This is a genomic window from Veillonella sp. 3913, from assembly GCF_003992235.1.
Classification (GTDB): Bacteria; Bacillota; Negativicutes; order Veillonellales; family Veillonellaceae; genus F0422.
In genome coordinates, this window is sequence record NZ_RQVF01000002.1 from 217,079 (window position 1) to 237,072 (window position 19,994).

At 40.0% G+C, this 19,994-nt stretch carries 19 protein-coding genes, 1 pseudogene and 1 riboswitch; of the genes and pseudogenes, 3 read left to right on the plus strand and 17 right to left on the minus strand.

The window, feature by feature from the left end; all coding sequences use genetic code 11:
• Window positions 1–27: 27 nt before the first annotated feature.
• The 13 genes and pseudogenes from recJ to EO113_RS04225 form a co-directional block, all read right to left on the minus strand.
• Complete coding sequence (gene recJ / locus EO113_RS04175) at window positions 28–2,034, minus strand: single-stranded-DNA-specific exonuclease RecJ (RefSeq protein WP_127135630.1); 2,007 nt, start codon at window positions 2,032–2,034, stop codon at window positions 28–30.
• 439 nt (window positions 2,035–2,473) lie between these two features.
• Entirely contained in the window at window positions 2,474–3,874 is a 1,401-nt protein-coding gene (locus tag EO113_RS04180; RefSeq protein ID WP_126940562.1) for a DASS family sodium-coupled anion symporter, read from the minus strand.
• A gap of 91 nt (window positions 3,875–3,965) precedes the next feature.
• Entirely contained in the window at window positions 3,966–4,358 is a 393-nt protein-coding gene (gene rpsI / locus EO113_RS04185) for a 30S ribosomal protein S9 (protein ID WP_009352806.1), read from the minus strand.
• A gap of 21 nt (window positions 4,359–4,379) precedes the next feature.
• Window positions 4,380–4,820 (minus strand): 50S ribosomal protein L13, encoded by a 441-nt coding sequence (rplM, locus tag EO113_RS04190; RefSeq protein WP_009352918.1) that lies wholly within the window; start codon window positions 4,818–4,820, stop codon window positions 4,380–4,382.
• Window positions 4,821–4,945: 125 nt separating this feature from the next.
• Window positions 4,946–5,473, minus strand: coding sequence for an N-acetyltransferase (locus tag EO113_RS08240; RefSeq protein WP_240633668.1), 528 nt, complete (start codon window positions 5,471–5,473; stop codon window positions 4,946–4,948).
• A 12-nt stretch (window positions 5,474–5,485) separates the two neighbouring features.
• Window positions 5,486–6,388 (minus strand): annotated as a pseudogene (gene murB / locus EO113_RS08245) (UDP-N-acetylmuramate dehydrogenase); the annotation flags it as partial.
• Between the two features lies 1 nt (window position 6,389).
• Window positions 6,390–6,740: a YlbF family regulator gene (locus EO113_RS04200; RefSeq protein ID WP_009352993.1), complete on the minus strand. Its 351-nt coding sequence runs from the start codon at window positions 6,738–6,740 to the stop codon at window positions 6,390–6,392.
• A 192-nt stretch (window positions 6,741–6,932) separates the two neighbouring features.
• The gene (gene trmL / locus EO113_RS04205) at window positions 6,933–7,421 is read right to left on the minus strand and encodes a tRNA (uridine(34)/cytosine(34)/5-carboxymethylaminomethyluridine(34)-2'-O)-methyltransferase TrmL (RefSeq protein ID WP_009352837.1); all 489 of its coding nucleotides are present in this window, start codon (window positions 7,419–7,421) and stop codon (window positions 6,933–6,935) included.
• A 15-nt stretch (window positions 7,422–7,436) separates the two neighbouring features.
• Entirely contained in the window at window positions 7,437–7,907 is a 471-nt protein-coding gene (gene moaC, locus EO113_RS04210) for a cyclic pyranopterin monophosphate synthase MoaC (RefSeq protein ID WP_062400980.1), read from the minus strand.
• Window positions 7,908–8,146: 239 nt separating this feature from the next.
• Window positions 8,147–8,821, minus strand: coding sequence for a metal-dependent hydrolase (locus EO113_RS04215; protein ID WP_062400982.1), 675 nt, complete (start codon window positions 8,819–8,821; stop codon window positions 8,147–8,149).
• Window positions 8,822–8,998: 177 nt separating this feature from the next.
• On the minus strand, window positions 8,999–9,160 hold the full coding sequence (locus tag EO113_RS08145; RefSeq protein ID WP_164726321.1) for a hypothetical protein: 162 nt from the start codon (window positions 9,158–9,160) through the stop codon (window positions 8,999–9,001).
• A gap of 15 nt (window positions 9,161–9,175) precedes the next feature.
• Window positions 9,176–10,042 carry an SHOCT domain-containing protein gene (locus EO113_RS04220; protein WP_127135632.1) on the minus strand — a complete coding sequence of 289 codons (867 nt, stop codon included), beginning with the start codon at window positions 10,040–10,042 and terminating at the stop codon, window positions 9,176–9,178.
• Window positions 10,043–10,063: 21 nt separating this feature from the next.
• Window positions 10,064–10,732, minus strand: coding sequence for a DUF4352 domain-containing protein (locus EO113_RS04225; protein WP_164726322.1), 669 nt, complete (start codon window positions 10,730–10,732; stop codon window positions 10,064–10,066).
• A gap of 338 nt (window positions 10,733–11,070) precedes the next feature.
• Between EO113_RS04225 and EO113_RS08250 the strand changes: the two genes are divergently transcribed.
• Window positions 11,071–11,169 carry a putative holin-like toxin gene (locus tag EO113_RS08250; RefSeq protein ID WP_240633662.1) on the plus strand — a complete coding sequence of 33 codons (99 nt, stop codon included), beginning with the start codon at window positions 11,071–11,073 and terminating at the stop codon, window positions 11,167–11,169.
• 217 nt (window positions 11,170–11,386) lie between these two features.
• On the opposite strand, the gene gnd is transcribed toward EO113_RS08250, so the two are convergent.
• The 4 genes from gnd to EO113_RS04245 form a co-directional block, all read right to left on the minus strand.
• A complete protein-coding gene (gnd, locus tag EO113_RS04230) occupies window positions 11,387–12,802 on the minus strand; it encodes a decarboxylating NADP(+)-dependent phosphogluconate dehydrogenase (RefSeq protein ID WP_127010223.1) in 1,416 nt (471 codons plus the stop codon).
• A gap of 23 nt (window positions 12,803–12,825) precedes the next feature.
• Complete coding sequence (locus tag EO113_RS04235) at window positions 12,826–13,656, minus strand: DMT family transporter (RefSeq protein ID WP_240633663.1); 831 nt, start codon at window positions 13,654–13,656, stop codon at window positions 12,826–12,828.
• 34 nt (window positions 13,657–13,690) lie between these two features.
• Window positions 13,691–15,190 carry a threonine synthase gene (thrC, locus tag EO113_RS04240; RefSeq protein WP_127010224.1) on the minus strand — a complete coding sequence of 500 codons (1,500 nt, stop codon included), beginning with the start codon at window positions 15,188–15,190 and terminating at the stop codon, window positions 13,691–13,693.
• Between the two features lie 211 nt (window positions 15,191–15,401).
• A riboswitch (cobalamin riboswitch) is annotated at window positions 15,402–15,571 on the plus strand.
• Window positions 15,572–15,996: 425 nt separating this feature from the next.
• The gene (locus EO113_RS04245; protein ID WP_164723786.1) at window positions 15,997–16,803 is read right to left on the minus strand and encodes an ADP-ribosylglycohydrolase family protein; all 807 of its coding nucleotides are present in this window, start codon (window positions 16,801–16,803) and stop codon (window positions 15,997–15,999) included.
• 257 nt (window positions 16,804–17,060) lie between these two features.
• On the opposite strand from EO113_RS04245, the gene EO113_RS04250 reads away from it, so the two are divergent.
• On the plus strand, window positions 17,061–18,401 hold the full coding sequence (locus EO113_RS04250; RefSeq protein WP_127010226.1) for an MATE family efflux transporter: 1,341 nt from the start codon (window positions 17,061–17,063) through the stop codon (window positions 18,399–18,401).
• A gap of 250 nt (window positions 18,402–18,651) precedes the next feature.
• Window positions 18,652–19,881: an LL-diaminopimelate aminotransferase gene (locus EO113_RS04255; protein ID WP_126939339.1), complete on the plus strand. Its 1,230-nt coding sequence runs from the start codon at window positions 18,652–18,654 to the stop codon at window positions 19,879–19,881.
• The last annotated feature ends 113 nt before the right edge of the window (window positions 19,882–19,994 follow it).

Sequence of the window (19,994 nt, forward strand, 5' to 3'; positions counted from 1 at the left end):
CCTGAGGGGTACTTATAGTACTTACCATTATGATCCCTCCTGACTATAAGTCATAAACGTCAACGATGTGTGAAGTTCCAACTTTTGTTGCACATTCACCCAGCGATATACATGACGTCCATCATCCAATGCTTCCTCTTTTAGAATGCCTAAATCTTTAAATACATCTAAAGCAAGGATTGCTTCTCGCGAAGTCATTTCTTGTGGCTTACACTCTAACGCTTCTCGCTCCACTATATACTTTGGTGCTGTGGGAGACCGGAAAATATGTTTTACCACAGTATACATCTTGCGTAAGCTATCTACTTCTAGTCGTTCTCTTTGTTGTGAAAGTGGTTCCAAGTCTTGCACAATGAGTTGTGGCGTCACCACGCCTTGCCATTCATTTTTTTGCAAAGAAAATGCTACTTTTACAGGGTCATCTGCAAAGATTTCCTGCATATAATGTGCCCCTTGCCAAGCCACCGCATCAATGGGGCCCTGTTGACCTTGCAAGATAATTTTACAATGATTTTTTTGAAATCCCATAGGGTACAGATTCTGCACACGAATCTTAGGAAGTGCAAACACAGGCGTACTATTCCCCATACCATAAGGCTCTAAAGTAGCTATTTGATCAATTAACTCAATGCTAATATCATCGCTATGCATAGCACCATCAACGGTGACAATGGGAATATAATCTTCTTCTGTTAATTGTTTACGGCAAAACTCACTAGCTTTTTCACGTAAGGCATCAATATGCTCTGCTTGTACACTAAATCCTGCTGCCTGTGCATGTCCACCAAACTGTATTAATGTATCTCCTGCATAGGTTAACATATCATACATATTACAATGATCAATACTACGACAGGAGCCTTTACCAATTCCATCATGAATACTAATCACCATAGTCGGTTTATAAAAGGCTTCTACCAAACGGGACGCAACGATACCGATAACTCCAGGATGCCAGCCTTCGCCTGCCACTACAATACATTGATCCGCCAAACTTCCTTGTGCTAATACCGATTGATACGCTTCTTCAAAAATAGCTCGTTCAATCTGTTGTCGCTCCGTATTTGTTTCTTGCAACTCTTCTGCAATTTCCATGGCCTCAACTAGGTCTGTGGTAATCAGTAATTCTACAGCTCGTGTCGCATGCGTCACCCGTCCTGCTGCATTTAATCTTGGCGCTAAGGTAAACCCAATATGGCCTGCAGATAGTACTTTTCCTTCTAAACCAGCCACTTGCACTAAGGCTTGAATCCCTACATTGGGAGACTCTGTCATCTTACGCAAACCTTCACGAACGATAATCCGATTTTCTCCCACTAAGGGAACTACATCAGCTACCGTTCCCAAGGCTACAATATCTAAGTCTTCTCGATATTCTTCACCAGTACGACGCTTCCATAAAGCTTGGCAGACTTTGAATGCCACACCTACGCCAGATAAGTTTTTATCTGTATAGGGACACTCTGGCTGTTTATGGTTAACCACCGCTGTAGCCCTTGGTATTTGCGGCGGTGATGTATGATGGTCTGTAATAATCATAGACACGCGATCTCTCACAGCTTCTACAATATCATAGGAACTAATACCGCAATCTACCGAAATAATTAAATCTGTTTTTTGAGCAATCAAATATTCCAAAGCTTCTAAGTTGAGACCATATCCTTCACTTTGTCGCTCTGGAATATAATAAGTTACATTCGCTCCTAATCGCGAAAAAAATCGGTACATTAGTGATGTAGCCGTAATACCATCTACATCATAATCTCCGTAAATGACAATGGACCCATTCATGGCTAAGACTCTTTCGATTTCTTCCACAGCCTGTGCCATTCCTTTTAACATAAAAGGATCTAATAAATCATCCATTGTGCTATATAAGAATGTTCGACCTTCTTCTACAGTGGTAATCCCACGGTTTGCCAATAAATGAGAAACAATAGGATGCACTGCTAATCCAGAGGTCAATTGAGATTCTATTTCTTTTTGATGTTCGGCAATTTTCCAACGTTTGCCTTTTCGTTTATCTATTTTCATACGTACCTCTTGGAGGGATATTTCTTTCATTATCATTATCATTATTATACATGAAAGTCCAAGCATTTTCAATAAGTATCATTATTAAAAATATAATAATTTACTTTTATTATTACATCTTATGACAAAAGTAGTGTTTATAATTAAATTTCTTCACTCTTCAATTATCAATTTCAAACTCTAAAACCCCACCATAACAAATGTGAGGGCTCTTCGTATATGAGCATCCCACACATTTAGCATAAAACCAAAAAAGGTTGTACCCAAATGCACATACAGCATTTCAGTACAACCTAATGTAAAACCTGTCCTAATTCTAATTATGCAGAATATGACATCCATCACTTCTATGAAGCCATATACTACCATCATTACAAAGAAATCATCTACTCATGCACTACGATGACTACACTGGAAGTATTTCCCTATCTACATCATCTTAGATGATTCCAAATAACTTCATGCTTAAGTTACCAAAGAAGAAATGGAAGATATAATTCAATACGGAAATATAAAATCCTACTTTCCACCAGGTCACTTGTGGCACGTAGTGACTGCCAAAGAAGATTGGCGTTACCCCAGAGCTATAATGTGTCAACGTACAGCCGGGGCTATTCATCAAGCCAAACATTAAAATCGCATAAGGAATTGGTGCTCCCAAGGCAATTAAGATAGACGCAAAGGCAGAAAATAAGGCTGTAATACGAGCGGTACCACTGGCGAAGAAATACTGCGAGTATACAAAGACTAACGAAATAATCAATGCCGCCCACTCCCAAGACATACCACCTAACATAGTGCTGACGAATTTTGCAAAGACAGCTACAACGCCTAATTTACCAAGCAATCCAGCCATACCTACTAGAGTACCCATCCAGATTAAAATATCCCAACCTGTGGTTTCTTTCAAAATATCATCCCATGTAAGACATTCGCTAATGACACAGGCTAGTACGGCCATAATCGCAATGACCGTCGCATGTAAACCCGTAATTGTCGTAGTAGACCAGAGTAGAATTGCCCCCACAAAGATAGCTGCTACCTTTTTTTCCATCGTCGTGATCGGACCTAGTTTATCTAACTCTTCACGAGCCATAGCTGGAGCTTCTGGTGTTTCTTTGATTTCAGGTGGGTAAATCTTATAAATAAACCAAGGCATGATAACCATACTGAGCAAACCAGGCAAAGCTCCTGCTAAAAACCACTCCCACCATGTCACAGTGTAGCCAAATAATTTTGCTCCTAAAGATGTAATCAACAAGTTACCACTACAAGCGGTCAAGAATACAGTCACTGTACAGGCATTTACTGTGTGAGCCGTAGTCATTAGGTAGGCTCCCATGCGACGTGCCGTTTCTCCTGGTCTCGAATCAAAGGCCATAGAAATATTTTGCACGATAGGATAGATAATACCACCTCCACGAGCAGTATTAGATGGAGTAGCCGGAGAAATAATTAAATCTGTCATCGCCAAGGCATAGGCTAAACGCAAGGTACTCGTACCGAACCAATGAATTAAGGTATACGCAATGCGTCGCCCTAATCCAGAGTTAATAATTCCTCTAGAAAAGAAGATAGCCGACACGATAAGCCATACATTAGGCTCTGCATAGCCTAATAACGCTTCATTCATCTTAATCGAACTAGTAGCGACTGCCGCCGCAGATCCCATAAATGCCATTACCCCAGTGGGATATGGTCGTAGTATAAAGCCCACAATAGTAGCTGTAAAGATAGCTAATAAATGCCATCCTTGATCTGAAATTTCTGGCGTATGTGGCAAATACCATATGATCAGTGCCACAGCTACCACTCCCAATAGTCTTAGTAGTTTATCCATGTAGTATCCTTCCTTTCTCTATTAACACAGATCCTCCAGAGGTAACAAAAAACCCAGCACCATAAGGGTACTGGGTTCTGTAATCGCCAAATTAACGTTTGGAGAATTGAGATGCTTTACGAGCTTTTTTAAGACCGTATTTTTTACGTTCTTTCATACGTGGGTCACGAGTCAAGAAGCCAGCCTTTTTAAGACCTTGACGAAGTTCGCCATCAACTTCTAGTAATGCACGAGACACACCGTGACGAATTGCACCAGCTTGACCGGATGGGCCACCACCAGCTACAGTTGCCACAACGTCGTATTGTTCTAAAGTGTTTGTTAATACCAATGGTTGTTTAACAATCAACTCAAGAGTTTGACGACCAAAATATTCATTTAATTCGCGTTTGTTTACAGTGATTTTACCTGTACCCGGTACCAGACGAACTCTAGCAACGGAAGATTTTCTACGACCAGTGCCGTAGTATTGTGCTACTGCCATTATATGTTCCTCCTCCCGGTATTAACGGATATCTAATTCCAAAACTTCTGGTTTTTGAGCAGCATGTGGATGCTCTGCACCAGCGTATACATTCAATTTACGGTATTGTTGTGCACCCAATTTATTTTTTGGAAGCATACCTTTAACTGCCATTTCGATTACACGTTCAGGATGTTTTTCCAACATCATAGCAAGTGTAGTGAAACGGGATCCGCCTGGATAACCAGAATGACGGAAATATTCTTTTTGTAATAATTTTTTACCTGTTACACGAACTTTTTCTGCGTTCACAACGATAACGTGGTCACCAGTGTCTGCATGTGGTGTAAAAGTTGGTTTATGTTTGCCCCGAAGAACTTTAGCAACTTCGGCAGCAAGACGTCCTAAAGTTTTACCTTCAGCGTCAACAACATACCATTTGCGTTCAATATTGTTCGCATTGGCCATAAATGTAGTTTTCATGCTGCTTTCCTCCTAATAACAAGAATGTATTAACAGAAGCAATTGCCACCTTCCGGGGCTAGTGGAAGTCCGTACAAATTGCTTACCGAAATATTATACTCAAAATACAATGGATATGTCAAGGATTATCGCAAAGATTTCTTCAACAACCAATCGATATCTGTCTTCTCTGGAGTCACAACAAATTGGTGTTCTCCAAATTTTTCAAATCCATAGCGTTTATAAAAATGTTGGGCTTTATAATTTTTCTCCCAAACGCCTAACCATGTCCAAGAAAAATTACCAGATTCAGCGATGCGCAAAGCTTTTTCAAACAAGGCTTTACCCACGCCTTGTCCATGGTACTCTTTGAGCACATATAGGCGCTGTACTTCAAAGGCATTCTCTAATTTACGCTCTGTTTGTGCGTCGCCCCAGTTTATTTTCAAATACCCCGCCAACACATCATCTACGTAAGCTAGATATGTTTCACTCTCGTCATGGTCCAACTCACGTTTCAATACATCATGGTTATAAGCCTCATCAAAGAAAGCCTGTAATTCCTCTTCCGTATTGTCATGACTGAAAGTTTCTCTAAATGTGTCTGCACACAAGTTAGACAACGCTGGAATATCTGTCTCTTGAGCTCTCACAACGGCGACAACAGAACCCATTGGTTCACGAGATTCCCCTAGAATGCGCACCTCCGGTTCCAACTGCACCCCATGAGCTGCATGAATCCGTTTTTGTACCTCATGAATTACACCTAGCACATCATTGGCTGTAGCGCCTCCACGATTGACCACAAATCCAGCATGCTTCATAGATACCTCTGCAGGCCCTACGGATAACCCTTTCAAACCTGTTTGGTCAATCAAAGTTCCTGCATAATATCCCGGTGGGCGCTTGAAGGTAGATCCTGCGCTGGCATGTTCCAATGGTTGTTTAGACTCTCGTTTTTCAGTAAGATCATCCATCCGTCCTTGGATATCCTCAGGATTTCCTTCCTGTAATTCCATAGTCACACGAACGATGATTTCATGGTTCTCATGAAAGCGGCTATGACGATAGGCAAACTGCAATTCTTCTCGGTTATAGTGGTGCAAGTGTCCCTGCATATCTACAGCATCTACACTGGTTACTACTTGATCCATCTCTCCATCATAGGCACCTGCATTCATGAATACAGCACCACCTAAACTACCAGGAATGCCGATGGCAAATTCTAAGCCGCTCAAACTTTCACGTTGAGCATATTCAGATACTTCTTTCAAAGTATACCCAGCGCTCATAGTAATGGTTGTACCGTTGCGGTGTTGCTCCTCTTGCAATTCTTTCAAGCAAAGAACGACGCCACGCATACCACCATCTTGAATCAACACATTAGATCCTAGGCCTAGCACAAAAGGTTCTATGTTATGAGCATGTAATACACGCATGCAATCCTGCAATTCTTGTATAGAACGAGGTAGTACAAGTAGATCCGCAGGTCCTCCAATTTGAAAGGTCGTGAAAGGTGCTAACAGCGCATCCCTTTGAATACGATCCGTTGGAACCACCTGTTGCAATGCTTCCCATACAGCACTCATATTAGTTTGCCTTTTCTAAAATTTTCATACCTTCAGTGATTGGTTCGCTAATGATTCGATAAATATCATTCGCCACTTGTGTCCAACGTGCATGCGCTGTTAAGTACGCATTCGCACCAGAATTAGCTTGTACCATCGGCAATAAGCCTTCTAATTTTTTCAATAACTCTTCCGCTTCAGGAGCATCTGCAATTTTTGCATATTCCAGTTGCATTTGTAAAGACATAAATTCTTCTACCATGCCTTTTGCTGCTTGGTCGTCTTTAATTGCCTCTTGGGCTGCCATCATCTCTTTATGTTCTTCGCTGTCACGCATTGCTTTTTGTAATTCATATGCTAAATCGTAATTCATAATTTCTCCTCCATCCTATTAGGATTTCATTCTTATATTCTTTCATATATTGTGTATGCTATACAGTCTATATTATCTAATCTTTGGTCATTCTATGAAAGTTTATGATATTTCACTATATATAGGCTATACCATATGATTAGACTTACTATATTTAGTATTTTCTATAGACCAATACCTACTATCAAGAGGTTACACCTCGATAGATACACCTGGTCCAACGGCCTGCAAATCTGGGAAATCCAGTTGGCGCATAGCTTCATAGGCAATAATTGCCACCGCATTCGATAAATTCAAAGACCGCGCTTCATCAATCATCGGAATACGAATGCATGTGTCTGGATTGGCTGCCACAATTTCTTCTGGCAAACCTTTTGTTTCTTTACCAAACACGAGCATATCTCCAATTTCATATTGCACTTCTGCGTGGGTATGGGCGGCCTTTGTCGTAGCATACCAAAAACGCCGATCTTTATATTGTTCATACACTTCATCCAAGGACTTATGTATTTTTACATCTACTAGATGCCAATAATCAAGACCTGCTCGTTTTAAATATTTATCTTCAATGGAAAACCCCAAAGGTTCCACCAAATGTAGTGTCATATGATTTGCTGCACAAAGACGTGCAATATTGCCTGTATTACCAGGAATTTCCGGTTCTACTAATACAATTTCCATGATTCACCTACTATCTTATCGCTTAAAATGTCCGCTTTTACCACCTTGTTTTTCCACAAGATACACAGGACCAATGGTCATACTTTTATCGACGGCCTTTACCATATCATAGACAGTTAATAGACCCACTTGGACCGCTGTTAACGCTTCCATTTCCACTCCTGTAGGACCCGTAGTTTTCACTGTGCTACGAATGCACACAGCTTGCTTCTCTTCTACCAAGGAACAGTCTACACTCACCTTCGTCAACGCCAATGGATGGCATAACGGAATAAGGTTAGACGTTTGTTTCGCTCCCATGATGGCTGCCAATTGTGCCACTGCTAACACATCACCTTTTTTGACATTCCCGCTAGCCACAATACTAAAAGCTTCCTCACTGAGCGTAATAAACCCTTCTGCTACAGCTACGCGCTCTGTATGATCCTTTTGGGACACATCCACCATATGCGCATTACCGCCTTCATCAAAATGTGTTAATTTCATAGATACCTCCATGTGAATTTCATTATACCATAGAGAAGGGATTGACGTCAGTAATCTATGTTAGAGAAAAGAGTCTACACAAAAAGGATTGCCACATTAGCATATGCTAGTGACAATCCTTTCAGATAGAAATATTTCATATTCTCTGCTATCAAGATTCGTACGCCAATGAAACATTCCCATTATTTCTTGTAATTTTTATTTGTTCAAGGAACTGTTTATTTTTCATATTCCTTATATTACAGCTCGATAGTTTGACCTGGATCCACCACAAGTCCAGCTTGTTTATGCTTTGCTTCTAACAACGCCACAAAGGTTGCTGGCTCTTTATCAATCACAGGCCATGTTTTGTAATGAATTGGGATGGTTGTATTTGCTTGAATCCAAGATGCTGCTGTCACCGCATCTTCCACACCCATCGTAAAATTATCACCAATTGGCAACAAAGCATAGTCGATTTCACCATGGCGACTGATTAATTTCATATCGCTGAACAATGCCGTATCCCCAGCAAAGTACACACGTTTACCAAAAAACTCAATGATTACACCTGCCGCATGACCACCTGGCACACCAGACCCATGAAAAGCTGGTGTTAAACGGATGGAACCAAATGGGAAATTAAACTTTCCACCTAAATGCATCGCATGGCTACGAGCCCCTGCTTCAGCCGCTTTTCGAGCTACCTCTGCAGTAGAGATTACAAGGGCATCATTCTTCTTGGCAATCATATCGGTATCACCATAATGATCATCATGACCGTGGGATACAAAAATATATTGACACTCTATATCCTCTGCCTTTGCCACATCCCATGTATTGCCTGTAAAGAACGGATCACATACCAACGTTACATCACCATTGCTCAAAGCAAACGTAGCATGACCATAATACGTTAACGTTACATTACTCATAAGAATACCTCCCTCAGATTATCTTAGTCCAACAATATTTGTTAAGTAAATTATATCATTCATAGAAAGCTGGTCGCAAGATAAGTAGATTTATTTTATACTCACATATTCTAAAAACAAAGGAGTTGATTAATTTATCAACTCCCCTTCAATAATATATCCCTTATTAAGTTACAATTAATAGTCAAACCACATTAATATTACACTTACAATCATAATTAACATAATTTTTAATCCAGCTTTATCCTGCAAAGCAATAGGCAACCTATGTCCAAAAAAAGTTTTTGCAAATGCATACGCTCCGCCAATTAAAAACAAAGTTCCAGCTATATCCTTCATTATTATTCCTCCAAATTACAATTTGTTTAATAACTCTACTTTTTTCATTTCAAACTCATCTTCACTAATTAAACCGAGTTCTTTTAATTCCCCTAACTTTTTTATACTTTCAATAATATCAACTGATTGATTCCCAGTATGTGATGCTTGCCTATGATCAGTTACTACAACTGTATTATTTTTCTTTTCTGCATTTCTTTTCATTATAATTGTTAGAACCGATGCACATTCTTCTAAGGCTTTATAAATACCTTTATATTCATAAGATGACCTAGCCTGTGGCGGTACACCTGAATGTTCTCCAATAAAATTGATATACCTTTGAGAGGCATCTATGCTGTTTAATACAATTTTAATTTGTAGCATTTCACATTTTCTATTATCAGTTCTTGATGGTAACATTGCACCAATAATTCCACCTGCTTCACCAAAAAGCAATCCACCTACTGCAGCTCCAACTAAACTACTACCCACACCAGTTTGATTACCATTATCTATAATTGCAAAATCCACTATATTATCAAAAGACACTAAATAATCTGTAATTGTATCACTAAAGAACCCCGTATCTAATAAAGGTATATTAATAAGTTGCCTTTTTTCATCTACTTCAATATATACATTATTCGTTCTTCCTGGTGCTACACGGTGTACTCTATGTGTCACGGTAAAATTTTCAGGCAAAACCCAATTTTTCTTTTTATATAAAGCTAATAGCTCATCGTACTCTAAATCCTCAATTTCCATATTAGTAAGATTTCTACTCTTAAAGCATATAGGACAAAGATATTTTTCCGATTTCTTCATCATTCCTTTTTGCAATTTCCCATTAAAGTCAGCTACAATTGACTTATCACATGAAATGCATTTATAAGTTTTCATACTGGCTACCTATTTATTTAACTATGGATTTAAAGTAATATATTGATCTTTCGTACGGCTTAAAGCACTTCCTCCGATAACAAACTGCAAAGCTTTACTATTAGCTACATCTTGCGGCACATCAAAATAAAGTTTTTTCGTATGTTCAACACCTGGATTGACTAAATCTAAATAATCTTGGTTCGCATGGTCAATTCTATATGAGTACGCATAAGAACTTTTTCCTGCCACCATTCCAATTTCATTCCCCTCTATTTTGGCTGGATTATTACTAATGTTTTTATATTTTAAAGTAACAACCACATATACACCTTGTGGTTTTTGATGTTCAACGCCATACTCATCTATCCATTGTGGCAAAATTTCTCGATTTAATACCACAAACTCAAATTCTTTAGTTTTAACTACTTCCCCTATCTTATGTGTATTCTCAGATTTTGTTTCCGTTTCAGCTTTTTTAGTTTCTTTTTCACTCTCTTTTTTTGTTTCTACTTTTGTAGTTGTTACACTTTCCTTTGGTTTTGTAGCAGGAGTGTCGCCGGAAAGCCATATACCAACGCACATAACCACTAGTGAAGTTCCTAAAATTTTTAATCTAGGTTTAGTAGTAAAAAATGGTGCCACCATTTTAGGTTTGAATAACCCCACTAAAAGCCAAATAATTGCCCCAAAAAACAAAAACATAGCCATTATCATTTCCTCCTTTTATGATAACTCATCCTCTTTTACAACGTCATAAATACGTTTCATAGCACAATTATACAAAATGTCCCCCCCGTCAACATTTACAGTAATATATTCTTTATACAAGGACATCTCACTTGTTCTATATAATAAAAAACTAAAAACGACCACCCCTCACATTCTCTGTAAGAAGTAGTCGCTTCGCTATGTATTATCCAGTTGTAAAGTGCTATACTAAACTTAGAGCAATTAATGTTGCCCCTAGGGGCGATATGCGTTTGGCTCATCTCTTAGTAGACTTCGGATTTACTTGTTAAATCCCCCCTCGAAAGGAGGTGAGTGCCATGACTGTATTTGAAGCTTTAATGATCGTATTAACTTCATGTACCTTAGTGGTACTTTTAATCACATGTATTGTTATGATCATAGCATTGATCAAGTAATATATAAGTTTAAAGGCCTAACGTATATGTAGAGTATTCGCCGTACTCTGCACGTTAGGCCTCATCTTACATCCCGAGATGAGCTTGACGCTGTTAGACATCAATTGCTCTTCTTATGTATATAGTAAAACATTGCACTGCAAAAGTCAACATCCCTAGGCCGCCACCTAGGGATGTTTGCTATATATTCATGTTACAAAATCTAGCTATATAGTAGTTACGCTTCCGCCCACTCTGTATGGAATGTGCCTTCTTTGTCTGTACGTTCGTATGTATGAGCACCGAAGAAGTCACGTTGTCCTTGGATTAGATTTGCTGGCAATACACCACGACGATAGGAATCGAAGTAATCTAAGGATGCACTGAAAGCAGGTGTTGGGATACCGTAACGTTTCGCAGCAATGATCGCTTCACGCCATTTTGCTTGGTGTGTTTGCAATGCTTCTGCAAAGAATGGATCCAACATCAAGTTATTCAAATCTGGGTTATTTGTGAATGCTTTTTTAATATCTTCTAAGAATGCTGCACGGATAATGCAACCGCCACGCCACAACAATGCCATGTCACCGAAGTTAATATTCCAATTATATTCTTTTGCCGCTGCTTTAATCAATGCAAAACCTTGTGCATAGGAGCAAATTTTAGACGCATATAAGGCAGAATGGATAGCAGCTACTAATGCTTCTTTATCGCCTTCAAAAACTTCTGTTGGGCCTGCTAATACTGGTTCTGCCAACACACGCTCAGATTTGTACGCAGACATAGCACGAGCAAACACGGCTTCTGCGATGGTTGGAATTGGCACACCAAGGTCTAAACCTTCTTGGCTAGTCCATTTACCAGTACCTTTTTGACCAGCTTTGTCCAAGATTTTTTCTACTAATGGAGTTCCATCAGTATCTTTTACTTTCATAATTTTAGCAGTGATTTCAATAAGGTAGGAATCTAATAATCCTGTGTTCCATTTTGCAAATACATCGCCAATTTCATCATCGCTCATGCGAAGTAATTCTTTCATCATGAAGTAGGCTTCGGAAATTAATTGCATATCGCCGTATTCGATACCATTGTGCACCATTTTTACATAGTGACCTGCACCGTCATCACCTACATATGTGCAGCAAGGACCGTCTGCCACTTGGGCTGCAATGGATGTAAAGATAGGAGCCAATTCATTGTAGGAAGCTTCGTTACCACCTGGCATCAAGCTTGGACCATTTAAAGCCCCTTCTTCACCACCAGATACGCCAACTCCTAAGAAACGGAAACCTTTGGATTCTAAGTATTTTGTACGACGAATCGTATCTGGGTAATGGGAGTTACCGCCATCGATTAATGTATCGCCTTGGTCTAAATATGGTAAAAAGGCTTCAATCATATCGTCTACAGGTTGACCTGCTTTCACTAAGAACATGATTTTACGAGGTTTTTCTAACATTGCTACAAACTCTTCTGGAGTATGTGCTCCGCCGATTGTTCCTTCGTGGCTATAGTTGGTTACAAAATCGTCTGTTTTTTGTGGTGTACGGTTGTACACTGCAATGCTGAATCCATGACGGGCAATGTTGCGGGCCAAGTTTTGTCCCATAACAGCCAAACCAACTAGACCAAATTGATATAATTTTTCACTCATCGTCATACCTCTTTCTTGATTGACTATCGTGTGTGAGCTTGTTCTTCTTTCAAACGAGCCAACATCACTGATGAACTAAACATAATAATACCTGCAATGACGGTAGCCAAGGCTAGGTTTTCTCCGAAGACGATAAATCCCCAGAAGGAGTTAAAGAATACCCCTACATATTGCATAAATTGTGCCACTACTGCATTGGTTGCCACAAACGCACCAGTTAGGAAGAATTGCGCCACTACGGAAATGGCTCCGATAATCCCTAAATACAGTGCTTGTGTTGCATTAGGCCATACAAAATCTGGTATCATCACGATACCGCCTACTAGCATGGTGGTGACTAAAAAATAAAACATGATTTCATAGGAACTGTGACCACCCTTTAAGCTAATGGTGCGAATCGTTGTATAGGCCGCCGCCGATAAGGCTGCTCCTGCAATGGCAATAAAAGAATACCAATGCAATCCCGATAAATTCCAAGGTTGAATCATATACACAACGGCTAAGAAGATCAATCCTAACCATTTAGCAGATCCATCAGGCAATTTTTCTTTCAACACAAAGTTGCTAAAAATCAGGACGAATATACCTGATAGTTGAAATAGTATGGATGCATCTGCCATCGTCATATAGACTAATGCAATGAAATTACTTAAATTTCCTAATCCACCGAAGATACCACGCAAGGTTAATAGCCCTCGATGTTCCGTGGAAAAGGAAATTCCTTTTTGTCGCATCACTATGAGTACGGCAATTGTTCCTATGAGCCCTCTGAAAAATGTCACCTCTGCCGCCGGCATACCATCGCCTAGAAGTTTCACAAATAAATTCATAATACTGAAGGCGAAGGATGACATGAGGGAAAAGAAAAATGCTTGTACCATAGGTCACCTATTGTTTGAAAGTATCCACAAAGGATAGAATTTCTTCTTTCATAGCTTCTTTTGGAATCACCTTGGTGAAACGCAATGGCTTATGTTGCAACTCTGCCAATTGTTTCGGACAACCTACGCCTGTGACTGCCGAAATATTGTCTAAGCTTTCATAAGGAGTTGATCCTACTTTGATATCCAAGGCTTCACAAATCGGTGTTGGGAATTTGAAAGGATGCGCCGTGGAAGCAATCACCGTATGACGGTGACCATCTTCAGGATGAGCCTCTAGCTCTTTCATATAAGCTCCCATCGCCACCGCTGTGTGCGGATCCATTACATAGCCATAGGAATTGTACACTTGCTCGATGACAGCCTTTGTCATGTCATCGTCTACATAGGCGCCAGCAAACTCTTTTTGCACCGCTTGTAGTTCTTCTGGAGTGACAGAGAATTTGCCCTCTCCTTTCAGTGCTTTCATACGCTCAGCTGTCAATTCTGCATTTTCACCGCTCACATAATAAATAAACCGTTCAAAGTTAGAACTTTCCAAAATATCCATAGACGGAGAGATGGTTGTATAGAACGGACGGTTCATATCATAGGTACCAGTGCTGAAGAAATCTGCGAGCACATTGTTTTGATTGGATGCACAAATTAATTTACCAACCGGAATACCCATGCGTTTTGCATAGTAAGCGGCCAAAATATTGCCGAAGTTGCCTGTTGGCACCACCACATTAAACGCTTCATCTTCGTGGATAGCCCCCGTATTTACCAATTCAGCATAGGCTGCCACATAGTACACCACTTGTGGCGCTAGACGGCCGATATTAATAGAGTTAGCAGAAGAGAACTTCACTCCTTTGTCTGCCACTTCCTTCGCCACATCAGCATCCACAAAGAGACGCTTCAAAAATTGTTGAGCATCATCAAAGTTACCTTCGATGGCTGTTACATTGACATTTGCACCTTCTTGCTTTTGCATTTGCTCTTGTTGCATAGGGCTAACGCCATCCGTTGGGAAGAACACTTGAATGTGTGTGCCTGGTACATCTTTGAATCCTTCTAAGGCTGCTTTTCCTGTATCACCAGAGGTAGCTGTCAATATCAACACTTCTTTTATTTCTTTTTCCGCTTCCTTTGCTGCCACCAATAAGTATGGGAACAAAGATAAGGCCATATCTTTAAAAGCTTGGGTGCGACCGTGGAACAACTCCAACACGGATACTCGCTCTAACAAGGAATGCATAGGCGCCATATCTGGTGTATCGAAGTTCACCGTATTATAGGCACTACGAATCATCGTTTCTAATTCCGCTTCTGTGAAAGTCGTAAATAACTTACTCAACACAACCAGTGCAATTTCTTCATAACTCTTGTCTGCCACATCGCGGTAGGACAAACATTGTTCCGGAAACTCCACCGGCACATATAAACCGCCATCACTTGCCAATCCATGGAGCAACGCAAAGGTTTCACTCACCGTTTCATGACTGCGCGTACTTGTATACTTCATCTCATCATCCTTTATATTACACAATATATTGTATTATCTTCATTCATTATAAATTAATGCTATCTATTTAGCAAGAAAAGGCGCACTTCAATCTCAATCATGACAATTAGTAATAAAAGTCACAATTATACCACTCTAATTATAAAATAGTCATACTTATTCATCTTGTTCTTGACATCGAAAAACCAAAGGAGTACAATACACACATACAATCAAACATTCGGGAATAGGTGCGAAAGCATAATAGAGAAGCCAGTTAAAGTCTGGCACGGTCCCGCCACTGTAAAGCAGAGCAAATCCAATTATGTCACTGGGAAACTGGGAAGGCTGGAGGCGCGTTGAAGCTGAGTCAGGAGAACTGCCTATTCATCATTCACCACTTGACCTACGAGAGATAGGGAGGAGAATCAAAGGCCTTTTTCTGATACTCCAAAATACAAGAAAAAGGATTTTTTATTACTACAATATGCGTTGTATGGGATACGTCACATATTGATGATCGCCTTATCATGGCCAAGTGAATTCACCATTATGGTATTAGCACTCAAAGTGTTGATATAGTTGTCATGATTTTGTATGGGCGTACATCATCATCCTAAAAAGAACCTGCCGGTGGGCAGGTTCTTTTTTTTGCGTCAATAGTAAATAGGGAGACCACTCACATACGAGTAGCCTCCCATATTTTTATCATAATTCTATTTTCTCTCTATCGTCATTGCCTTTCACATGGTACAATACAATTGCATAGGGGATTCCGGCCCCTTGTATCATACCCTCAAAGGCAATATGCGTGTCCAGCGCTAGCTTTAGAGGGTTTTTTCTTTGTCCATATACATTGCTTTGAAGTCTTCATAATCTTCCGCCATATAGTCCGGCATTATGGATAAGGCTTTTTCTTGGATCCATTCTGGGATTCCATAATAGGCCCCCGCTACAGCACCGACAATGGCACCCAATGTATCACAGTCACCACCGATGTACATTACATTGCGAATAGCCGATTCATAGTCTTCACTTTCAAAGAAACATTGCATTCCTTCTGGCACTGTTTTTTGACAGCTTGGCTCAAACCTATAAGTCTTATGCAACTCTTCCACACTGTACTCACCAGGATAATAGGATCGTACCATTTCTTGAATTTCTTCTTTCGTCGCTCCATGAAGTGCTTTGAACACGGCTAAAGCCGTCACTTCTCCACCTTTTAATCCTTCCGGATCATTATGGGTGGTACCTGTTACAATTTGGCTCAACAACTTGACTTCCATTTCACTATTCCCTACGTAAGCCACAGGGCTAATACGCATCGCTGCTCCATTACCCCAACTACCATAGGGCTCAGTCACATCAGATAACCCCCATCGGAAAAATTTTGCACCAAATCCGCCCATCGGTAATGGATTGGAAAGAAAATATTCTTTCATACGATAGATAGTAGCTCGTTGTAAATGTGTCCCCCTTCCTTTTACATCAATTAAAGCTCGTGCAATAGCACATGTTAAAATCGAATCATCTGTAGGCTTACAAGCCTCTGACAAAAACTCGAAGTCTCTGCTTTTGATATTATTGAACTCATAGATTGAGCCCGCCATATCTCCAATGATTGCTCCTAACATAGAACTCCTTTCCGGTGTTTCCACCAAACTCATTGCGATAATTACATAGATATATGCAAAAATTATATACATCTATGATTTTTCCACAATATACCTCGTTACATCTATTGATATAACTGAATTGTTACCATTATACACCATGTCTTTTTAAGAGACAATACCTCTCAACAGCTATAGATATATAGTGTAACAAGTGATAAAATTAAATGTTATTAACATTATTAATATCATAAGTGAGTTTGTTTTTGGGAGGCACTATGTCTTTAGTTTCTATGATTAAACATTTTCTACTTGTAGCTGCCCCCGTCATTGCTACACAATTTTCTATCATTGCTGGTAGTTTTGTAGCGGTCACATTAACGGGGCAATACAGTACTATAGATTTAGCAGCTATCGGTGTGGGGTATAACTTATGGGTCGCCGCTTTTTTTGGTCTGTCAGGAATTCTCCTTGGTGTGACCCCTATTATTTCTCACGCCTTAGGGGCTAAAAAAACTGAATCGGTAGCTGCTACTATGTGGCAAAATATCTATTTAGGGCTTGCATTTGCAACAGTTCTTATACTTGCCACTCTACTTGGTTTATCTCCTTTGTTAGATCTATTGGGATTAGAACCAGCGGCAAAATCTGTTTGCATCCAATATATGAACGCCATGTGCGTCGCCTTTCCAGCTATGATGATTATGTCTGGATTCCGATATATCGTCGATGCTCACGGAAATACTCGCTACTCTTTATACATCATTGGCAGCAGCGTACTTTTTCAGTCCATTTTCAATGTACTATTCATACAAGGTTATGGCCCCATCCCCGCTCTTGGGGGCTTTGGTGCCGGTATTTCAACGGCCATCGCCTATTGGTATATGATGCTGTGTTTCCTTGGATTAATTACATTTCACAAGAACTTTAAGCACTATCGGTTTTGGTCATCTTTCACTGGACCTAGCTGGATATTAATCAGAGACCAATTAGCCTTAGGTATCCCTATCGGTTTATCTATCTTTGCTGAAATTAGCATTTTCAGTGCTGCCGGTATTGCTATGACAAAATTTGGTACAGAAATTATAGCCGCCCATCAAGCTGCCTCTAGTTTCCTTGGTCTAACGTTTTCCTTTCCACTTAGTCTAAGTATGGCAGCTACCATCGTTATTGCCTATGAATTGGGGGCTAAACGATATCAAAATGCCATTACCTACACATGGATTACTCGTGGCGTAGCCATATGTATCGCTCTTGGTATTGGGACCTATTCCTTCACACACATCGATTTCTTAGCTAACTTATACACTAAAGAGGAACACATGATTCCTCTCATCGATAGCTTCATTTCTTACGCTGTATTTTTCACCATCATAGATGCTCTAGGCACTCCATTGCAGGGTGTACTTCGGGCTTATCGTGATGTAACTAGCGTGTCTATTATTACTATAGGTACTTATTGGGGGGTAACCGTTCCCGTTGCGTATCTATGTTATCTATTCACAGATTTTGGCCCCTATTCCGTATGGATCGGGTTATTGTCAAGTACCTCTACGGCAGCGTTATGTTATATGTATCGCTTGCGGAGAGTGCAACGTAAATTACTATATTTGACGTGAAAGAAAATAACACACTCTAATTCTACAGGACTGTTCACCTAGAGCAGTCCTTTTTATATTCCTTAGTATCCCTCTTACAAGTATTTATAATCTCCAATACAAAACTAGGCTATAGACAATGCATATATCAGACTTTTTCAGATAAAGCCATTTTATTTTGACATATCGCTCCAAATACTATAGAATATAGAAATGCAATTTAAGCTATATATAAATGTATCATTATTGATGTATAACAGAAGGAGCTCCTATGGCTACTGTAAATCCAAATTACGAAAACCTACAAGGTTCTTATTTATTCGCTAACATCGCTCGTAAAGTAGAAGCTTTCAAAGAAAGCCATCCTGAGGCAGACATCATTCGCCTTGGTATTGGTGATGTGACACGTCCTCTTGTGCCAGCTGTAATTGAAGCTATGCACGCAGCGGTGGATGAAATGGGTTCTGCTGACACATTCCGTGGTTACGGTCCTGAGCAAGGCTATGATTTTTTGCGTAATGCTATTGCTGAAGGAGATTACGCTCCCCTAGGTATTACCATTCAAGCGGATGAAATTTTCGTGTCCGACGGTGCTAAATCTGATGTGGGTAACATCCAAGAAATTTTCTCTGAAGATAACATCATTGCTATTACTGACCCTGTATATCCTGTATACCTTGACTCTAATGTTATGGGCGGTCGTACTGGCAAAGCTATCGACGGTATTTATGAAAAAGTAGTATACCTACCAACGAACGCAGAGAACAATTTCTCTCCGGATTTTCCAAAAGAACGTGTAGACATTGTTTATCTTTGCTGCCCTAATAACCCTACAGGCACTGTATTAAGCCGTGCTCGCTTGACTGAATGGGTGCAATGGTGTAAAGAAAACGAAGCAATTTTGATGTTTGACTCTGCTTATGAAGCGTTCATCACTTCTACGGATACAGTTCGTTCTATTTATGAAATTGAAGGCGCTCGTGAAGTGGCTATCGAATTCCGCTCTTTCTCTAAAACAGCTGGATTCACTGGCACTCGTTGCGCCTACACTGTAGTCCCTCATGAAGTAACTGCAAAAAATGCAGAGGGTAAACGGGTTCCTCTAAATCCTATGTGGAATCGTCGTCAAACTACAAAATTCAACGGAGTTCCTTACATCATCCAACGTGGTGCTGCTGCTGTATACACACCAGAGGGCCGTGCCCAAATTAAAGAGCATATCGCTTACTATATGGAAAATGCACGCATTATCCGTGAAGGCCTAGAAGCCATTGGTCTTACTGTATTTGGTGGCGTCGATGCTCCGTATATTTGGATCCAAGCTCCGAAAGGTATGAGCAGTTGGGACTTATTCGATACCTTATTAGAAAAGGTACACATTGTAAGTACCCCTGGATCCGGCTTTGGCCCTGAAGGAGAAGGCTATCTACGTCTCACTGCATTCGGCAGCCGAGAAAATACGATTCGCGCAGTAGATCGCATTAAAATATTACAATTTTAATATTCCCCTTTTCTATATGGGAATTTTCCGCTATAATGATACATGCGAAAATAGTGGGCGCAATGTCCCTAATTTATTTCATCATATACTGTAATTTTCCATTACAGTTCGTA